Raw genomic sequence first — 17982 nt, forward strand, 5'->3', positions numbered from 1 at the left:
TGCCTCACGTTGTTCTCAGGTCCCCCCGTTAGCCTAAGTGCGTGGTGCGACCGTCCCAACCCGTGCTGAACACCGTCGGCACGCTCGCCCGGCTCGGGCTGGCGGCCGTCTGGCTGGTTTCCGGTGCGCTCAAGCTGGCGGATCCCGGCCAGACGCTGATCGCCGTGCAGGCGTACGAGGTGCTGCCGGACGCACTCGAAAACGTGGTGGCCATCGCGCTGCCGCTCGTCGAACTCGTGCTCGGGCTGCTGCTGCTCGCGGGCCTGGCGACCCGGTGGGCCGCCGCGGCCGCGCTGGGGCTGCTGCTCGTGCTCATCGCCGGGATCGCCCAATCGTGGGCGCGCGGCCTGAGCATCGACTGCGGGTGCTTCGGCGGCGGCGGGCACGTGGCGGCGGGGCAGACCGAGTACCCGCAGGAGATCCTCCGCGACACGGGGTTCGCGCTGCTGGCCGTGTGGCTGCTGGCGCGCCCGCGCACCTGGCTGTCCCTCGACGGCTGGCTGGCGCGAGGTCGCGGGAACTCGGGCGAACCCGGGCACGACTACTCGGGTATCGCGGAAGGGAACTGATACACAGTGGGTGGAGCTGAGCGGACCGCTCGGAAGCGCCGTCAGGCGGCGCAGGCCGGTTCGAACGTGGTCGCGCAGGCCAGGGGGGCCTCCGACGACCGGCGGAAGTGGATCATCGGGATCGGGGCCGTGGTCGTCGTGGTCCTGCTCGTGATCGGCGGGGTGATCTGGACGATCTCGGACCGGAACAAGACCGAGGGCCAGACCATCGACGCCGGCAAGTCGTCGAGCGCGCTGGCGGGCGACGTCACGCAGAAGCGCGACGGCGTGGTCGTCACCGTCGGCAAGGCCGGCGCCAAGGCCACGATCGACGTCTACGCGGACTTCCTCTGCCCGATCTGCGGCGAGTTCGAGAAGCAGTACAAGGGCCAGATCGAGCAGGCGATCAACGACGGCAAGCTGCAGGTGCGCTACCACATGGTGCCGCTGCTCAACCAGCGTTCCAGCCCGCCGGGCTACTCGCTCGACTCGGCGAACGCGGCGCTGGCCGCGGCCGACGCCGGCAAGTTCCTCCAGTTCCACGACGCGCTGTTCGCCAACCAGCCCGAGGAGGGCAAGCGCGGCTACGACAAGGCGCAGCTGATCGAGCTCGGCAAGAACGTCGGGATCACCGATCCGGCGTTCGCGCAGACCGTCGACGCCGGCACCTACGACCAGCAGCTGAACACGGCGTTCCAGCAGATCGAGAACGACCCGAAGCTGGCGCAGGACTTCGGCGGCGGCCAGACCGGGTTCGGCACGCCGACGGTCACCGCGAACGGCTCGATCGTGTCCTGGCAGGACCCGTCCTGGCTCGCCAAGGTCACCGGCTGACTCCGGGCAATTCGCCCACCCGGGTGCGGACTCTGGACTAGGCTGATCCCGCACCAGGGGAACCGGGGGTGCCGCGTGCGCGTCGCACCTCCGGTGACAGGGAGGGCCAGTGGACGGTTCGGGTTTTCACGTCGATGACGGCGCGTACACGCGGTACGCGCGCGAAGTCGACCCGCTCGGGGACGACGTCAAGGGCGCGGCCGACAAGCACGTCGGGCCGCACGTGACGCTCGGCGGCCACGGCTTCTCCGAGATGGGCGGCGAGTCCGGCTTCTCCGGCGCCTACAGCGGCCGGATGCGCGCGCTGCAGGAGAAGATGCACCGCGTCGGCGGCGGCTGGCGCCAGGTCGGCGAGGCCGCCCGGCAGACCGACCGCAACTACGCGGCGGTCGAGGGCGAACACAACGACGTCATCCGACGGCTGGGCGGCGATTCGTGACCGAGCACACCGACCAGCTCGTCCGGCACCACCTGGACACGACGAACCAGTTCGCGCAGAAGCTGCGCCACGACCCGGCCGCCATCAGCGGCGCCCGTGACGCGCACTACGCCTTACAGACGTCCGTGGGGCGCACGCGCGATGTCGCCTCGGAGCAGCGCGTCAACCTGGCTTCGGCCACCTCCGGCTCGACGACCGACCGCGCCACGGCGACGTCGCAAAGCCTGGAGAAGGAGGTCCAGGACCTCCTCGACGAGAGCGCCGAGATCGAAAAGGCCGTCGCGGAGGCGGCCGAGACGCTGCACGTCGGCGAGATCAAGAACGACCAGGTCCGCGACCAGATCATCAAGGAGATCGCGGCGTCGATGAAGGCGCTGGAAGCGGTGAAGACCATCCAGCCGCCCGAGAGCCGCGGCGCCGCTTCGCGCGACATCCTGATGAAGCTGCAGACCAAGATCAGCCAGCTCACCGGCCAGGCCGCGACGTTCAGCGAGCAGACGATCAACGACCTGACCGCCATCGGCACCCGGCTCGGTGGCGAAGAGCAGTCGACGTCGGCTTCTTCGGCGTCTTCGACGAAGGTCGGTTCGTCGTTCAACAGCAACAGCGGCTACTCCGGCGGTTCGGACGGCGGAGGCGGCGGCGGTGGGGGCGGCGGCGGTGGTGGTGGAGGCGGCGGCGCCGTCCACAAACCGCGGCTGCCGGTGGCGATCCCGCCGCAGCCCGGCAGCGGCGTCGCGATCAACCTGCCCGGCGGCAAGCAGGTCATGGCGCCGAACGAAACCGCGGCCAAGGCCGTGCGCAACGCGCTTTCGCAGCTCGGCGTGCCGTACGTGTGGGGCGGCACCGCGCGGGGCGTCGGCCTCGACTGCAGCGGGCTGACCATGACGTCGTACCAGGACGCGGGCCTGCAGCTGCCGCGCACCGCGGCGCAGCAGACGGTGGGGGCCGAGGTGCCCTCGATCGACCAGCTGCTGCCCGGCGACCTCGTCGTGTGGTCCGGGCACGTGGCGATGGTGATCGGCGACGGCCAGATGATCGAGGCGGGCGACCCGGTGCAGATCAGCAAGATCCGCACCACGAACGCGGGACAGTCGTTCATCGGCTTCTACCGGCCCACGGGGTGAGCTGTGGCTGAATTCGACGTCGACCTGGCGTCCGCGCGGATCGCCGAGCAGGCGGCGCGGGCGGGCGCCGAGGTGTCCGCCCGCCTCGAGCGCTCGGGTCCGGTGGTGGGCAAGGCCGCGGCCGACGGCATCGAGGTCCAGGTGGCACCGGGCGGATTGCTGACAGGCCTGTCGATCCACCGCTCGGCGCTGCGGCAGGGGTCGGCGGTGCTCGCCGACCGGATCTTCGAGCTGGCCCAGCGCGCGACCCGGCGGGCGGGCGACCGGATGTACCACGCGCTGTCCGCCGCCGTCGATCGCGAGCAGCTGGAAACCCTGGGCTACGAACCGATCCCCGACGACGACCCGGACGCCGAGACGTATTCGTACGGAGAGGGAGCGCGGTGATCACGACCCGCCAGCTGATCGCCCAGGCCCGGGCCCGCGAAGAGGCGATGGCCCGGGTGGAGGAGCTCCTGGCTTCGGCTTCCGGCACGGCGCACGACCGCGACGGGCAGGTCGAGGTGACGGTGGACGCCCGCGGCAAGCTGCTGCGGTTGTGGCTGGCCCCCTCGGCGGTGGAGCTGGGCGAGCGGCTGGGGCCGTTGGTGGTCGAGATCGCGCAGGCGGCCATGCGCGAGGCGACGCAGGACGGCTACAACAAGGTGGCCTTGCTGCTCGGCGAGGACATGACGTTCATGATCGAGCAGATGACGGGCCTGCCCGCGCCGGCCCGCGCGGAGGACGACGACCCGGGGATGACGGTCGAGGAGTTCCAGCGGCTGCGGGCCGAGCGGCTGGGTTCCGCACCGTCTGCGGAGCCTGCGGTGGCTCCGGCCCGGAGTGCCGAGGACGAGGACGCTTACTGGGAGTCCTTCGACCCGGCTTCGCTGCGCTCGGATCGCTGAGCAGCCCGCGGTCCCGGTGAGCGGTAACCGAGTTCGTTGAGAGGTCTGGACCAGCCGCCTGCCGCTGTGTCTTAATCCAAGGCGTGAATTTTGGTCTCTCGACGAGGAGGACCCGGATGCGCCTCGGACGCAGGCTGGGCATCGGCGCGCTGGCCCTGGGATTGCTGGTGGCGTCGGAAACGCCCGCGCTCGCCGGGAACGGCCCGGCCTACAAGGACTCCTGGCGGCCGGTCAAGGTGCGGGTGGCCGACCTGCTGGGGCGGATGACCCTCGACGACAAGCTCGGCCAGATGATGCAGGCCGAACGGCTGGGGGTGAAGAGCCCCGCCGACGTCACCACCGGACGGCTCGGGTCGCTGCTCTCCGGGGGCAGCTCGCAGCCCACCCCGAACACGCCCGTCACCTGGGCCGACATGTACGACGGCTTCCAGAAGGCCGCGCTGGCCACGCCGCTCGGTATCCCGCTCGTCTACGGTGTCGACGCCGTCCACGGCCACAACGGCCTGTACGGCGCCACCGTCTTCCCGCACAACATCGGCCTCGGCGCGACGCGCGATCCGCGGCTGGTCGAGAAGATCGGCCGCGCCACCGCGGAAGAGGTCTCCGGCACCGGGATCGACTGGGACTTCGCGCCCTGCCTGTGCGTCGCCCGCAACGACCGCTGGGGCCGGACCTACGAGTCCTTCGGCGAGGTGCCCCAGCTCGCCACGCAGATGACGTCGATCATCACCGGGCTGCAGGGCCGCGAGCTCGACCGGCCCGGCTCGGTCATGGCCACCGCCAAGCACTACGTCGGCGACGGCGGCACCACCGGCGGCGTCAACGAGGGCAACACCGAGATCAGCGAGCAAGAGCTGCGCGCGATCCACCTCCCGCCGTTCCAGGCCGCGATCCGCCGCGGGGTCGGCTCGGTGATGATCAGCTACAGCAGCTGGAACAGCGTGAAGCTGCACGCGAACTCGTACCTGATCAACGACGTCCTGAAGAAGGAACTCGGCTTCAAGGGCATCGTCGTCTCGGACTACAACGGCGTCGACAAGATCGACGGCAAGAGCGGGTTCACCCCGGAAGAGGTCGAGGCCTCGATCAACGCCGGCATCGACATGGTGATGGTGCCCTACGAGTGGCAGAAGTTCATCGACACGCTGCGCACGCTCGTCGAGCAGGGCCGCGTGCCGATGGCCCGGATCGACGACGCCAACCGCCGCATCCTCACCAAGAAGTTCGAGCTCGGCCTGTTCGAGCACCCGCTGACCGACCGGCGGTTCCTGAACACGATCGGCAGCAAGCCGCACCGCGACCTCGCCCGCCAGGCCGTGCGGGAGTCGCAGGTGCTGCTGAAGAACGAGAACCACGTCCTGCCGCTTTCGAAGCGGGGCAAGATCTTCGTGGCCGGCAAGAACGCCGACGACCTCGGCAACCAGTCCGGCGGCTGGACGGTCGGCTGGCAGGGCACCAGCGGCCCGGTCATCCCGGGCACCACCATCCTGCAGGGCCTGCGGCAGAAGTCCGCGAACGTCACCTTCGCCAAGGACGGCACGGGGATCGACTCCAGCTACGACGTCGCCGTCGCGGTCGTGGGGGAGACGCCGTACGCGGAAGGCAAGGGCGACCGTCCACAAGGAATGGGACTGGACGCCACCGACCTCGCCACGCTGCAGAAGCTGAAGGAATCCGGCGTGCCGACGGTGGTCGTGCTCGTGTCCGGGCGGCCGCTCGACATCGCCGCGCAGCTGCCGGACTGGGCCGGGCTCGTCGAGTCGTGGCTGCCGGGCAGCGAAGGCCAAGGCGTCGCCGACGTCCTCTTCGGCGACTACAACCCGACCGGCAAGCTGCCGGTGACCTGGATGCGCAGCGCCGACCAGCAGCCGATCAACGCCGGCGACGGCAAGCCCGCGCTGTTCCCCCTCGGCTACGGCCTGCACTACCCGCGCCACTGGTGATCCCCGTCCCCCACCGGAAAGGTTCACGCATGCCCCGCCGTCCCCTGCTCAGGATTCTCGCCTTCTTCGCCGCCTGCCTAGGACTCTCGCTGGGTGCCCCGCCCGTGCAGGCCGCGACGCCGTTCAAGGTGCTGGCCTTCTACAGCGGCAACTACGACGCCGCGCACATCAGCTTCGAGAAGGAAGCCAACGTCTGGTTCCCGCAGCAGGCGGCGGCCAACGGGTTCACCTACACCGCCACGACCGACTGGAACCGGCTCACCAGCCTCACCAAGGCCACCGCCGACGTCGTCCTGTTCCTCGACGACCAGCCGCAGTCGGCCGCGCAGTTCCAGGGCTTCCAGAACTACATGCAGAACGGGGGCGGGTTCTTCGGCTTCCACGTCACCGCCTACAACGACAGCTCGACGCCGTCGTACGCGAACTGGTTCCACAACGACTTCCTCGGTACCGGCCGGTTCACGTCCAACACGTGGGGCCCGACGCCGGAAACGCTGCGGATCGAGAACCGCACGCACCCGTCGACGGCGAACCTGCCCGCGACGATCCGGTCGTCGACGTCGGAGTGGTACGCGTGGCAGAACGACCTGCGGCAGAACCCGAACATTTCGATCCTGGCGTCGATGGACCAGTCCACGTTCCCGATCGGCACCGACCCGAACCAGACCTGGTACAGCGGCTACTACCCGATCGCGTGGACGAACAAGAACTACAAGATGCTCTACGCGAACTTCGGCCACAACGCGATGAACTACGAGACGAACACCGCGCTGTCGTCGACGTTCGAGAGCGCGGACCAGAACCGGTTCGTGCTCGACGGCCTCAAGTGGCTCGGCGGCGGTTCGACCGTCCCGACCGACCCGGGCACGATCGACTCCGCGGCCTGGTACGCCGTGACGAACAAGGCGTCCGGCAAGTGCATCGACGCCCGCGCCGCGGGGAGTGCGAACGGCACGGTGATCCAGCAGTACACGTGCAACGGCACGACGGCCCAGCAGTACCAGTTCGCCCCGACCAGCGGCGGCTACGACCGGATCAACAACCGCACGAACGCGGCGGAGGTCATCGACGTCACGGACGTCTCGACGGCGGACAACGCGGGCCTGCAGCTGTGGTCCTACAGCGGCGGCGGCAACCAGCAGTGGCAGCCGGTCTCCGAGGGCGGCGGCTACTACCACTTCGTCGCCCGCCACAGCGGCAAGTGCCTGACCGTGCCGGGATCGTCCACCGCGGACAGTGTCCAGCTGGTCCAGGCGGCCTGCAGCGGCAGCGCCGCCCAGTCGTTCAAGGTCGCCTGACCGGGTCGTGAGTGGTAAGGCGGGTTCTAACCCGCTTTACCACTCACGAGGCTCGGGGACGATGATGGAGGGCATGGGGACGCGAGGGGAACCGGTGTGAGGATCGACGCCGAAAAGATCAAGCGGCGCGGCTACCTGCGGACCTTGCTGTGGTGGCCGTTTCTCCTGCTGCTCGTTATCGCGTTCGGCGTCGACCTGCTTACGAAGGCCGGTCTCCACCGGTGGGACTTCACCACGGAGTACCTGGTCGGCGCGGCGGTCCGGGCGGTGCTGGCCTGGCTGTTCTTCGCGGGCCTCTGGCTTTGGCTGCTCCGGCGGGAGCGGAAGCGTCGGTGACGCTTCCGCTCCCGGCCGGCGTCAGTCGCGCTCGATGAGGTGACCCACCACGTCCGGGCCGGGGTGGGCGTGGCCCGAGCCGTCGCGGCGGACGTCGATCTCGGGCAGCTCCACCGGGTCGCCGTTCCGCGCCGCTCCGGCCGGGCGGGGGCCGATCCAGGCCACGCGCAACGCCGTCTCGCCCTTGAGGAACCGCTGGGCCCGGACGCCGCCGGTCGCGCGGCCCTTCGCCGGGTACTCGCTGAACGGCGTCACCTTCACGCTCTGGCCCGTCGCGGTGATCACCAGGGGCTCGCCGTGCTCGTCGTCGTCCGTGCGGACCGCGCCGAAGAACACCACCGACGCTCCCGACGGCAGGTTCATGCCCGCCATGCCGCCGCCCTTCAGACCCTGCGGGCGGACCAGGGACGCCGCGTACTTCAGCAGGGACGCCTCCGACGACACGAACGCCAGGGTCTCCGAGCCGTCCGTCAGCCAGGTCGCGCCGACGACCTCGTCGCCGTCCTTGAGGCTGATCACCTCGAACTCGTCCGAGCGGACCGGCCACTCCGGCGAGCAGATCTTCACGACACCGCCCCGGGTGCCGAGCGCCAGGCCCGGTGAGCCCGCCGCCTGCTCGCCCAGCGGCGCGATCCCGACGACCGTCTCGCCCTTCTCCAGCGGCACCAGCTCCTTCGCCGCCATGCCGCCGCGCAGGGAGACCGTGCCCGCCTGCTCGGGCAGCACCGGCAGCGGCAGCACGTCCGTCTTGAACGCCCGGCCGCGGCTGGTCACCAGCAGGACCTGGCCACGCGCGGTGGTGTGCACCAGCGCCGCCACCGCGTCGTGCTTCACGCGGCCGTTGCGGCGACGCGTCTCCGTCGCCTCCTCGGACTCGGCGGCGGTACGCGCCACGAGGCCGGTCGCCGACAGGATCACCTGGCACGGGTCGTCCGCGACTTCGAGGGGCCCGGACGGCTTCGACGCGGCCAGGACCTCCTTCAGGTCGCCGTCGATCAGCGCGGTGCGGCGCTCGGTCGGGAAGTCCTTCGCGATCTTCGCCAGCTCGGAGGAGACGAGCTTCTTCAGCACCGACTCGTCGTCGAGGATCTTGGTCAGCTCGGCGATCTCCTCGCGCAGCCGCTCCTGCTCGGACTCGAGCTCGAGGCGGTCGTACTTCGTGAGCCGGCGCAGCGGCGTGTCCAGGATGTACGTGGCCTGGATCTCCGACAGCTTGAAGCGCGTCATCAGGCCGTCCTTCGCGGCCTGCGCGTTCTCGCTTTCGCGGATGAGCTTGATCACCTTGTCGATGTTCAGCAGCGCGATCAGCAGGCCGTCGACCAGGTGCAGGCGCTCTTCGCGCTTGCGGCGCCGGTACTTCGTGCGCCGCGTGACGACGTCGTAGCGGTGCCGCAGGAAGACCTCGAGGAGTTCCTTGAGGCCGAGGGTCTGCGGCTGGCCGTCGACGAGCACCAGGTTGTTGATGCCGAACGACTGCTCCAGCGGCGTCAGCCGGTACAGGTCGGCCAGCAGGGCCTGCGGGTTGACGCCGACCTTGCACTCGATGACCAGCCGCGTGCCGTTCTCGCGGTCGGTGAGGTCCTTGACGTCGGCGATGCCGGTGAGCCGCTTGGACTTGTTGACCTCGTCGGTGATCTTCTCGATCACCTTCTCCGGCCCGACGCCGTACGGCAGCTCGGTGACGGTGATCGCCTGCCGGCCGCGGCTGCCTTCCAGGGGGCCGGTCTCGACGTTCGCGCGCATCCGGACCACGCCGCGGCCGGTCTCGTACGCGCGGCGCACCTCGTCGAGGCCGAGCAGCTTGCCACCGGTCGGCAGGTCGGGGCCGGGCACGAACTCCATCAGCTTGTCGAGCGTCGCGGACGGGTGGGTGATCAGCCACCGCGCCGCGGCGATGACCTCGCCGAGGTTGTGCGGGATCATGTTGGTCGCCATCCCGACCGCGATCCCGGACGTGCCGTTGACCAGCAGGTTCGGGAACGCCGCGGGCAGTACGGACGGCTCTTCGAGCGAGCCGTCGTAGTTCGGCCGGAAGTCGACGGTGTCCTCGCCGAGCTCGCCGACCAGCTGCATCGCTTCGGGCGACATCCGCGCTTCGGTGTACCGCGAGGCGGCCGGGCCGTCGTCCGGGCTGCCGAAGTTGCCGTGGCCGTCGATCAGCGGGACGTTCAGCGAGAAGTCCTGCGCCAGCCGCACCATCGCGTCGTAGATCGCGACGTCACCGTGCGGGTGGTACTTGCCCATCACGTCGCCGACCACGCGCGACGACTTCACGTACGCGTGCGTCGGCCGGTAGCCGTTCTCGTTCATCGAGTAGAGGATCCGGCGGTGCACCGGCTTCAGCCCGTCGCGCGCGTCCGGCAGGGCGCGCGAGTGGATGACCGAGTACGCGTACTCCAGGTAGGAGTCTTCGATCTCGGTCTTGAGCGAGTTGTCGAAGACGTGCGCACCGGGGGAGTCGAACGCGCTGGGATCGACCTTGGTGGTGGTGCCCTTGCGGCGTGCCACGGCAGAACTCCTTGGTAGCTACGAAAAATCAGGCGTCGATGGCTTCGCGGTCGACCCGGTCGGACGAGGCGACCAGCCAGTTCCGCCGGGGCTCGACCTTCTCGCCCATCAGCAGTTCCAGCGCCGCCTCCGCGGCCTCGGCGTCGTCCATGGTGATGCGGCGCACCGAACGCGTCGCCGGGTTCATCGTGGTCTCCCACAGCTCGTCGGCGTCCATCTCGCCGAGACCCTTGAACCGCGGCACCGGGGTGACGATGTTCTTGCCCGCCCGTTCCAGCTCGGCGAACTTCTGCTCCATCTCGCGCTGGGTGAAGGTGAAGTGCGTCTCCGGGTTGCGGCCCTTCGTGACGAGCTTGTGCAGCGGCGGCATCGCCGCGTACAGCCGGCCGTCCTCGATCACCGGGCGCATGTACTTCGCGAACAGCGTGATCAGCAGGGTGCGGATGTGCGAACCGTCGACGTCGGCGTCGGCCATCAGGATCACCCGGCCGTAGCGCATGGTCGACAGGTCGAACGTGCGCCCGGTGCCCGCGCCGAGCACCTGGACGATCGAGGCGATCTCGGCGTTCTTCAGCGTGTCGCCCAGCGACGCCTTCTGGACGTTCAGGATCTTGCCCCGCAGCGGCAGCAGCGCTTGGTACTCCGAGACGCGCGCCATCCGCGCCGACCCGAGCGCGCTGTCGCCCTCGACCAGGAACAGCTCGCTGCGGGAGACGCCCGTGGTGCGGCAGTCGACCAGCTTCGGCGGCATCGCCGCGCCTTCGAGCGCGGTCTTGCGCCGGGCGGCGTCCTTCTGCTGCTTCTGGGTGAGCCGGACGCGGGAGGCGTCGACCACCTTCTGCAGCACGACCTTGGCCTCGGACTTGGTCTTGCGATCCTCGGTCCAGGCCTTGACGTGCTTGTCGACGATGCCCTGCAGCACGCGGGTGATCCCGGCGGTGGACAGCTCGTCCTTGGTCTGCGACGTGAACTGTGGCTCCGGCAGCCGGACGTGGATCACGGCCGTCATGCCCTCGAGGACGTCCTCGATCGTCGGCATGTCCTCCTTGGGCTTGAGCAGCCCGCGGGTCTTGGAGATCGCCTCCTGCAAGGCCTTCGCCATCGCGCGGTCGAAGCCGCGGCGGTGGGTGCCGCCGTGGACGTTGCGGATCGTGTTGGTGAAGCACTCGACCGTGCGCTCGTAGCCGGTGCCCCAGCGCAGCGCGACCTCGACCTCGGCGTGGCGCTCCACATTGGACTGCATGACGCCCGCGGCGTCGGCCGCGTTCTCCTTGTACGTGCCTTCGCCGGTGATCAGCAGCGTGCCGCACACCGGCTTCTCGCCCGAGGGCGTGAGGAAGTCGACCATGTCGACCAGGCCGTTCGGGAAGTGGAACGTTTCTTCGTTGATCGTGTCTTCGATCGCGGTGCGCAGCACGTACGTGACGCCCGGGACGAGGAAGGCGGTGTTGCGCAGCTTCGTCCGCACGCCTTCGACGTCGAGCGCGGCACCGGACTCGAAGTAGCGCGCGTCGTACCAGTAGCGGATCGACGTGCCGCTGCGCTCGCCGCGCTTCATCTTGCCGACGACGTTCAGCCCGGACCGGCGGGTGAACTTCGCCTTCGGGCCCGGTGCGTCGAACGTGCCCGGGACGCCGTGCTTGAACGACATCTGGTGGACCTTGCCGTCCTGCTTCACCGTGACGTCGAACCGGTGCGACAGCGCGTTGACGGCCGAAGCGCCGACGCCGTGCAGGCCGCCGGAGGTCTTGTAGCCGGAGCCACCGAACTTGCCGCCGGCGTGCAGCCGGGTCAGCACCAGCTCGACGCCGGACAAACCGGACTTGGCGTGGGTGCCGGTCGGGATGCCGCGGCCGTCGTCGTCGACCTGGACGCTGCCGTCGGCGTGCAGCGTGACGACGATCTTCGTCGCGTGGCCGGCGACACCCTCGTCCGTGGAGTTGTCGACCACCTCCGAGAAGAGGTGGTTGATGCCCCGGCTGTCGGTGGAGCCGATGTACATCCCGGGTCGTTTGCGGACGGCTTCGAGACCCTCGAGATGCGTCAGGTCGTCGGCCCCGTACAAGGTCTCGGCAGTCACAGGGTCGTTCTCCCGGATCGTGGCTCGCGAAAGTGCTGGTGGTGGTGCGGACTCGCCTGCACCGTAGTGCAGGATATCCGCCACCCCCGACAACTTTCGCGCGCGCACCGTCCCCGGAGTGGCGTGCGCCGCCGTCAGCGGGGGTCGTAGCCCAGGTCGGGCCACAGGCCCAGCAGGGCTTCGATCTTCCGCGGGACCTGGAAGCTGTTCCGGAAGTTCGGCTTTTCGCCGATCGCCGCGAGGGCCTTGCGGAGGTCGCCGAAGGCCGGCTTCGCGGCCGACTGCCGGGTCAGCACGTAGCAGTACGTTCGGCGCGGGTAGGCGAATTCGTCGATGTGGGCCTGCAGGACGAGACCGGGGGCCTCGATCCGCGACCCGACGAGGGGGCGCCCCTGCTTCTGGCTGTAGACGGGGATCACGTGCACCCCCGCGCGCAGCGTGCGCGGCGGGTCCTGGCCCTGGCCGTCGTCGGCCCAGAGCAGCTCGACCCGGAACGGCGATTCGCCGTCTTCGCCGGGGTGGTTGTACTCGCGCTGCAGCTCTTCGAGCCGGTACTCGGCTTCGGCGGACGGTTCGCCGCCTTCGACGAGGCTGACCAGGTAGAGCTCGGCCGGCCGCGGCCAGGCCGGGCGGGGCACGTCGGTGGCTTCGGTGGCTTCAGGGGCTTCCGGCTCGGCCGCAACCGGTTCCGCGGCGGACGTGGTGGCCGGGTCCGTGCCGGCTTGCGCGGCCTCGGCGGGGTGGTCCTGGGCGCCCGGAACGGCACTGCTGCCGGTGGGCGACGGCGCCGGGGATCCGGTGGCCGGGGTGCCCGGCGCGGCGGGGGTGCCGCCCGGCGCGGTCGCCGGGGTGGCGGGTGCGGTTGCCGGGCGGACCGGGGAACCGGTGGCCGGGGATCCGGCTGCGGTCGCCGAGGTTCCGGCTGCGGAGGTGCCCGGCGCCGGGCGGACCGGCGACGGCGCGGGAGCCGCGGGGCGGACCGGCGAGGGCGGCGGCGTCACGGCCGCGGGGCGGACGGGTGTCGCCGGGCGGCTGGTCACCACCGGCCGCGCGGGCGCGGCGGCGGGCCGGGTGGCCGTGGCGGGGCGGGCCGTGACCGGCTTGCCGGCGCCGTACTGCTCCAGCAGCGGCTCCAGGTCACCGGCGGTCAGCGAGGGGCCCGCGAGGTCGCACCACTCGAGCCAGGCCTCCTGGGCCTCCTCGACGGTGTGCCGCTCGTGGGAGAGCGTGACGGCCTCGAACAGCTGCCGCGGGCCGGCGGCGGTGACGTCGGCCGAGCCGACCACGACGAAGGACGGGTCGTCCTCGGCGATCACCAGCTTCGCGTTCAGCCCCCGCAGCGAGTGCACGATCACGCCCGCCTTGACCCAGTGCAGCAGCGCGTGCGGGCTCGTCGCGCCGGACAGCACGGTGTCCAGGCTCGCGTCCGTGATCAGCGTGTCGCCGGGTTGCAAGGGCAGCAGGGCCGCCGCGCCGGGCCCGACGTGGCCGAAGGCGGCCACCAGGTTCCGGCGCGGGGCGAGCAAGGGGGTGATCGAGGCCCAGATGTCGCGACCGGCGAGTAGTCGTACCGAACGTTCTGCCAAACCCAGCCGAGCGAGCTCCGCGTCCATGCCCCCGACTTTAGCCGGTGCCCTTCCGGGCCTTGACGGCCGGAATATCTCTTGCTTGGAAGTAGTTGAACGCGCATGTAAGATGGTGCTCGCGAAGGGAGCAGGTCATGCAGTTCGGAATCTTCACGGTGGGCGACGTCACGACCGATCCCACGAACGGAACGACCCCGACGGAGCACGAGCGGATCAAGGCGATGGTCCGCATCGCGCTCAAGGCGGAGGAGGTCGGCCTCGACGTCTTCGCGACCGGCGAGCACCACAACCCGCCGTTCGTCCCGTCGTCGCCCACGACGATGCTGGGCCACATCGCGGCGCAGACGTCCAAGCTGATCCTGTCGACGTCGACGACGCTGATCACCACGAACGACCCGGTGAAGATCGCCGAGGACTTCGCGATGCTGCAGCACCTCGCCGACGGCCGCGTCGACCTCATGATGGGCCGTGGCAACACGGGCCCGGTCTACCCGTGGTTCGGCCAGGACATCCGCCAGGGCATCCCCCTGGCGATCGAGAACTACGCGCTGCTGCGCCGGCTCTGGCGCGAGGACGTCGTCGACTGGGAAGGCAAGTTCCGCACCCCGCTGCAGGGTTTCACGTCGACCCCGCGGCCCCTGGACGGCGTGCCCCCGTTCGTCTGGCACGGGTCCATCCGCAGCCCGGAGATCGCCGAGCAGGCGGCGTACTACGGTGACGGCTTCTTCGCCAACCACATCTTCTGGCCGACTTCGCACTTCCAGCAGCTGATCAGGTTTTATCGTCAGCGTTTCGAGCACTACGGCCACGGATCGGCGGACCAGGCGATCGTCGGCCTGGGCGGCCAGGCGTTCATCCGGCCCAAGTCCCAGGACGCGTGGAACGAGTTCCGGCCGTACTTCGACAACGCGCCGGTGTACGGGCACGGGCCGTCGCTGGAGGAGTTCACGGAGCAGACGCCGCTGACGGTGGGCAGTCCGCAGGAGGTCATCGACAAGACGCTGACGTTCCGGGAGCACTTCGGTGACTACCAGCGTCAGCTGTTCCTGATGGACCACGCGGGCCTGCCGCTGAAGACGGTTCTGGAGCAGCTCGATCTGCTCGGGGAGCACGTGATTCCGGTGCTGCGCAAGGAGTTAGATGCTCTGCGTCCCGCGCATGTTCCGGATGCGCCGACGCACGAGTCCCTGAAGGCCGCGGCGCTGGTCGGGAGCGAGGCATGAAGCTCGCAGTGGTGACGGCGGGTCTGTCGGTGCCTTCGTCGACCCGCCTGCTGGCCGACCGCCTGGCCGCGGCGACGGTCGCCGCGGCCGGGGAGCCGGTGTCGGTGACCGTGGTGGAGCTGCGGGACATCGCGTTGGACATCACGAAGAACCTGTTGACGGGCTTCCCGAGCCCCCAGCTGCGCACGGCGATCGAGACGGTGACCGGCGCGGACGCGCTGATCGCGGTGACACCGGTGTTCACGGCGGGGTACAGCGGGTTGTTCAAGTCGTTCTTCGACGTGCTCGACGCGGATTCGCTGGTGAGCAAGCCGGTCCTGCTCGCGGCCACGGGCGGAACGGAACGCCATTCCCTGGTCCTCGACTACCAGCTGCGGCCGTTGTTCGGGTATTTGAAGGCGGATCCGGTGGCCACGGGTGTGTATGCGGCTTCGTCGGACTGGGGTAGTGGGGAGGCTGCCGGGGCGTTGCAGCGGCGGATCGAGAAGGCGGGGGCGGAGCTGGCTTCGCTGACGGCGGGGCCGCCTGCCGGGGCGGGGGAGCCGGAGTTCGTTCCGTTCGAGCAGCTGCTGGCGGCTGAGTGAGACGGTCGGCGTGGTGAGCGAATCACCTGGTGGCGGGTGATGTGAGACACCGCTTCGCCGGGCCGGGCCGGGCCGAACTGGCTGGGCTGGCCGGGTGGGACGGGCCGCGCCGAGCCGGGTGGATCTGGCTTAGGCCGGGCTGGCCTGGCAGGGCGAGGATCGCGGCGGCGGGTGAGCCGCGCCGAGCAGGGGCGCGAGCTGCCTCGGGTAGGGCAGGCGCTGCTCTGGGCTGGGCCGGACAGGGCTGAGCGAGTCGGGCCAGGCTGAGCACGGCACGGCAGACCGGGGCGGATCTGCCGGGCCGGGCTGGGCGCGGCGAGCCGCGCCGGGCTGGCCGAGAGGGACGGGGCCGGGCTGGGCCTGATAGGGGCGAGTCGCGCCGGGCACGGCAGTAAAGACATGGCAGGCAAAGCTTGTGGACCCGGTCAGGCTGGGCGCGGCGAGCGCGCCGGGGAGAGGCAAGTCGGGCCGGGGCGCGTTTGGCTTGGCTATGTCTGGCAAGCGGGAGACCCGTGCCGGTTCTTGGTGGGCTTGGCGGGGGCGAGGGAGCTGCGCCGGAGAAGGCAATGCAGGCAAGGTAAGGCCAAGCTGGTGCGGCGGGGGGCGAGCCGCCACGGTAAGGCAGGGTGGGCTGGCCGGGCCTGGTACGGGCGCAGCGCAAGGCAATGGCACGTGGGGTGAGTTGGGCGTGGGTGTGGGCCCGTAGCCGTGTGGCTGCGGGCCTTTCCCATGTTCAGGCTGCGAAGGGCAGCGGTTCGTGGAGGTTGTTGCGTCGGGGTTTTCGGCGGCGGTCGATGAATTCTGGTGGGAGGAATTCGGGGAGGCCGTCGGTGGCGATGCGGACTTCCCAGCCGGAGCGGTGCAGCAAGCGGTGGTGGTGGGCGCACATCAGGACCAGGTTGTTCAGGTTGGTGGGGCCGCCGTCGGCCCAGTGTTGGATGTGGTGGCCTTGGCAGTGGCGGGGTGGGCGGTGGCAGCCGGGGAATGCGCAGCCTCGGTCGCGGAGGAACAGGGCGCGGCGGAGTCCCGCGGAGATCAGGCGGCGGAGGCGGCCGAGGTTGAGAGGTTCGCTCTTCGCTCCGAGGACTGCGGGGATGATCATGGCGTCGCAGGCGTGTACCCGGGCTTCGGCGGCTGAAAGGGTGCCGGTGTCGCCGAGGGTTGCTGTGCCGACGCCGGTCTTCAGGTCGTCGAGGGAGACCGCGACCATGACGTGGGCTCGTTCCCCGGCCTGCATGGGGAGGTCCGGGGAGTTCAAAGCCAGGTCGACTGCGTCGGAGAAGGCGTCGCCGTATCGTTGGGGCAGGGTTCGGAGGTCGGGGCCGTCGTCGCCGTTGCGGCGTTCGGCCAGGGCGTCCAATAAGGCGCTGGCGCGGGTGCCGGTCTCGTCGTCGAACCTTCCGCTTAATTCCCAGAACCCGGATCTTTTGCGCCGCAGGAACAGTTCCCGGGTCGGTGCCACTGGTTCGGTGTCGACGGGTTCCTGACCGTCGGGGGCAACGTGGGCGAGGATGCGGGCGCCGAGGGCGGCGACCTGCTTGTGTCCGGCCTCGGCAGCAAAAGAAACGAGGTGGGTCTCGGCGCTTTCCCGGTGCTCGCAGGGAACATCGGCGAGCACGCCGGTGATCACATCGATCATCGGGTTGCTCAACTGCCCAGCCAGGGCAGCGGCTCCGGTGGCGGGTGCCAAAGCAGGGATGGGGCTGCCGTCAAGGTTGCGGCCCGGGTTCAACGTGCGGGCCCGTTTCACCACACGTTCAGCAGCAGCCTTGGGGATATCGGCAAGCTGTTCCAGCAATCGAGCCACAGAGCGGTAACCGAACAGCTCCATCACTCCGCGCTGCTCGATTTCCACCAGTAGCGCACCGAGCCCCGCTTCAGCCGACCGCATGCACGCGAGAAACTCGCCGACGCGGTCGGCAAGAGCCAGGGCCTCGGGAGAAGAACACACAGTCGCGTTGTCGGACATAACCCAAGATTACCGAGATTCGAACACAAGTCATCACTCGATCAGGTGGATCAACGGTAGTGCACCCGATACCGTAGATGCGTAACCCGTTGCTCCACAACGACTTCCACCTGCTCCAGTTCCGCATCCGCAGTCATGGCACCGAAGTACCGCACGCCTTCGCCGAGCAGCGCCGGCACCAGGTCGATCCGCAGCTCGTCGAGCAACCGCAAGTTCAAGCACTGCTGGGCGATCGACGGTCCGGACACGCCCACCGTTCCGTCTCCCGCCGCCTTGCTCGCTCGATCGCCGTCTCGACGTCTGCGCAGAACGGTGGGCGGTGCGTCACGACGAACGCCGCGCCTCCGCCCGGGGGATGGCCGCCCCAGGCGTGGGTGTGCTCGAACACGCGGCGGCCGCAGACGAAGGCGCTGTGGCGCATCGAATCGAGGAATGTTCTCAGGTACTCCGCGCTGGCCGGCGCCACCCGGAACGTCATCGGGTAGCCGACCATCGGCACCTCGACCGCTCCGGCCTGGTAGCGACATGCAGAACCTCGCGACCCCGCTCGTCAAGGAGCTGCCGAAAGTAGGGGGTCGGCCCGGCCGTCCGGCAGCAGCGTCCACCACCCCGCGCTGCCT

Annotated in this window: 16 protein-coding genes; 12 read left to right on the plus strand and 4 right to left on the minus strand. The window is 69.8% G+C overall.

Annotated elements, in window-relative coordinates:
- The first annotated feature begins 62 nt into the window (after window positions 1–62).
- The 9 genes from ACFPLC_RS21080 (at window position 63) to ACFPLC_RS21120 (ending at window position 7412) form a co-directional block, all read left to right on the plus strand.
- Entirely contained in the window at window positions 63–569 is a 507-nt protein-coding gene (locus ACFPLC_RS21080) for a MauE/DoxX family redox-associated membrane protein (RefSeq protein ID WP_191315472.1), read from the plus strand.
- A gap of 66 nt (window positions 570–635) precedes the next feature.
- Window positions 636–1382, plus strand: coding sequence for a DsbA family protein (locus tag ACFPLC_RS21085; protein ID WP_378200849.1), 747 nt, complete (start codon window positions 636–638; stop codon window positions 1380–1382).
- A gap of 109 nt (window positions 1383–1491) precedes the next feature.
- Window positions 1492–1821, plus strand: coding sequence for a hypothetical protein (locus tag ACFPLC_RS21090; protein ID WP_378200700.1), 330 nt, complete (start codon window positions 1492–1494; stop codon window positions 1819–1821).
- Window positions 1818–2948, plus strand: a complete 1131-nt coding sequence (locus ACFPLC_RS21095; protein ID WP_378200697.1) for a C40 family peptidase — start codon at window positions 1818–1820, stop codon at window positions 2946–2948. The genes ACFPLC_RS21090 and ACFPLC_RS21095 overlap by 4 nt, the downstream gene beginning before the upstream one ends.
- Window positions 2949–2951: 3 nt before the next feature.
- Window positions 2952–3335 (plus strand): YbaB/EbfC family DNA-binding protein, encoded by a 384-nt coding sequence (locus ACFPLC_RS21100; protein ID WP_378200694.1) that lies wholly within the window; start codon window positions 2952–2954, stop codon window positions 3333–3335.
- A complete protein-coding gene (locus ACFPLC_RS21105) occupies window positions 3332–3835 on the plus strand; it encodes a YbaB/EbfC family nucleoid-associated protein (protein ID WP_378200691.1) in 504 nt (167 codons plus the stop codon). The genes ACFPLC_RS21100 and ACFPLC_RS21105 overlap by 4 nt, the downstream gene beginning before the upstream one ends.
- Before the next feature lie 116 nt (window positions 3836–3951).
- Window positions 3952–5778: a glycoside hydrolase family 3 protein gene (locus tag ACFPLC_RS21110; RefSeq protein WP_378200688.1), complete on the plus strand. Its 1827-nt coding sequence runs from the start codon at window positions 3952–3954 to the stop codon at window positions 5776–5778.
- A gap of 29 nt (window positions 5779–5807) precedes the next feature.
- Window positions 5808–7076: a ThuA domain-containing protein gene (locus ACFPLC_RS21115; RefSeq protein WP_378200686.1), complete on the plus strand. Its 1269-nt coding sequence runs from the start codon at window positions 5808–5810 to the stop codon at window positions 7074–7076.
- Window positions 7077–7172: 96 nt separating this feature from the next.
- Window positions 7173–7412, plus strand: coding sequence for a hypothetical protein (locus ACFPLC_RS21120; RefSeq protein WP_378200683.1), 240 nt, complete (start codon window positions 7173–7175; stop codon window positions 7410–7412).
- Window positions 7413–7433: 21 nt separating this feature from the next.
- Here the strand turns inward: ACFPLC_RS21120 and ACFPLC_RS21125 are convergent, their stop codons facing one another.
- From ACFPLC_RS21125 to ACFPLC_RS21135, 3 genes are all read right to left on the minus strand, one after another.
- Window positions 7434–9920 (minus strand): DNA gyrase/topoisomerase IV subunit A, encoded by a 2487-nt coding sequence (locus tag ACFPLC_RS21125; protein WP_191315462.1) that lies wholly within the window; start codon window positions 9918–9920, stop codon window positions 7434–7436.
- A 28-nt stretch (window positions 9921–9948) separates the two neighbouring features.
- Complete coding sequence (locus ACFPLC_RS21130; RefSeq protein WP_378200680.1) at window positions 9949–12000, minus strand: DNA gyrase/topoisomerase IV subunit B; 2052 nt, start codon at window positions 11998–12000, stop codon at window positions 9949–9951.
- A gap of 134 nt (window positions 12001–12134) precedes the next feature.
- Entirely contained in the window at window positions 12135–13613 is a 1479-nt protein-coding gene (locus ACFPLC_RS21135; RefSeq protein WP_378200678.1) for a phospholipase D-like domain-containing protein, read from the minus strand.
- A gap of 107 nt (window positions 13614–13720) precedes the next feature.
- Here ACFPLC_RS21135 and ACFPLC_RS21140 point away from each other — a divergent pair, with 107 nt between their 5' ends.
- Both ACFPLC_RS21140 and ACFPLC_RS21145 read left to right on the plus strand, forming a co-directional pair.
- A complete protein-coding gene (locus ACFPLC_RS21140) occupies window positions 13721–14809 on the plus strand; it encodes an LLM class flavin-dependent oxidoreductase (protein WP_378200675.1) in 1089 nt (362 codons plus the stop codon).
- A complete protein-coding gene (locus tag ACFPLC_RS21145; protein ID WP_378200672.1) occupies window positions 14806–15393 on the plus strand; it encodes an FMN reductase in 588 nt (195 codons plus the stop codon). The genes ACFPLC_RS21140 and ACFPLC_RS21145 overlap by 4 nt, the downstream gene beginning before the upstream one ends.
- A gap of 733 nt (window positions 15394–16126) precedes the next feature.
- On the opposite strand, the gene ACFPLC_RS21150 is transcribed toward ACFPLC_RS21145, so the two are convergent.
- Window positions 16127–17362 carry an HNH endonuclease signature motif containing protein gene (locus ACFPLC_RS21150; protein ID WP_378200669.1) on the minus strand — a complete coding sequence of 412 codons (1236 nt, stop codon included), beginning with the start codon at window positions 17360–17362 and terminating at the stop codon, window positions 16127–16129.
- A gap of 77 nt (window positions 17363–17439) precedes the next feature.
- Here ACFPLC_RS21150 and ACFPLC_RS21155 point away from each other — a divergent pair, with 77 nt between their 5' ends.
- Complete coding sequence (locus tag ACFPLC_RS21155; protein ID WP_378235886.1) at window positions 17440–17847, plus strand: hypothetical protein; 408 nt, start codon at window positions 17440–17442, stop codon at window positions 17845–17847.
- The last annotated feature ends 135 nt before the right edge of the window (window positions 17848–17982 follow it).

This window comes from Amycolatopsis plumensis (assembly GCF_042652605.1).
In the GTDB taxonomy this organism is placed as follows: Bacteria; Actinomycetota; Actinomycetes; order Mycobacteriales; family Pseudonocardiaceae; genus Amycolatopsis; species Amycolatopsis plumensis.

What these genes read in the sequence shown, in the direction of transcription:
- ACFPLC_RS21110 (WP_378200688.1), top strand. Translation starts at nt 3,952, where the DNA reads ATGCGCCTCGGACGCAGGCTGGGCATCGGCGCGCTGGCCCTGGGATTG.
- ACFPLC_RS21115 (WP_378200686.1), top strand. Translation starts at nt 5,808, where the DNA reads ATGCCCCGCCGTCCCCTGCTCAGGATTCTCGCCTTCTTCGCCGCCTGC.
- ACFPLC_RS21135 (WP_378200678.1), bottom strand. Translation starts at nt 13,613, where the DNA reads ATGGACGCGGAGCTCGCTCGGCTGGGTTTGGCAGAACGTTCGGTACGA.
- ACFPLC_RS21140 (WP_378200675.1), top strand. Translation starts at nt 13,721, where the DNA reads ATGCAGTTCGGAATCTTCACGGTGGGCGACGTCACGACCGATCCCACG.
- ACFPLC_RS21145 (WP_378200672.1), top strand. Translation starts at nt 14,806, where the DNA reads ATGAAGCTCGCAGTGGTGACGGCGGGTCTGTCGGTGCCTTCGTCGACC.
- ACFPLC_RS21150 (WP_378200669.1), bottom strand. Translation starts at nt 17,362, where the DNA reads ATGTCCGACAACGCGACTGTGTGTTCTTCTCCCGAGGCCCTGGCTCTT.
- ACFPLC_RS21155 (WP_378235886.1), top strand. Translation starts at nt 17,440, where the DNA reads ATGCGTAACCCGTTGCTCCACAACGACTTCCACCTGCTCCAGTTCCGC.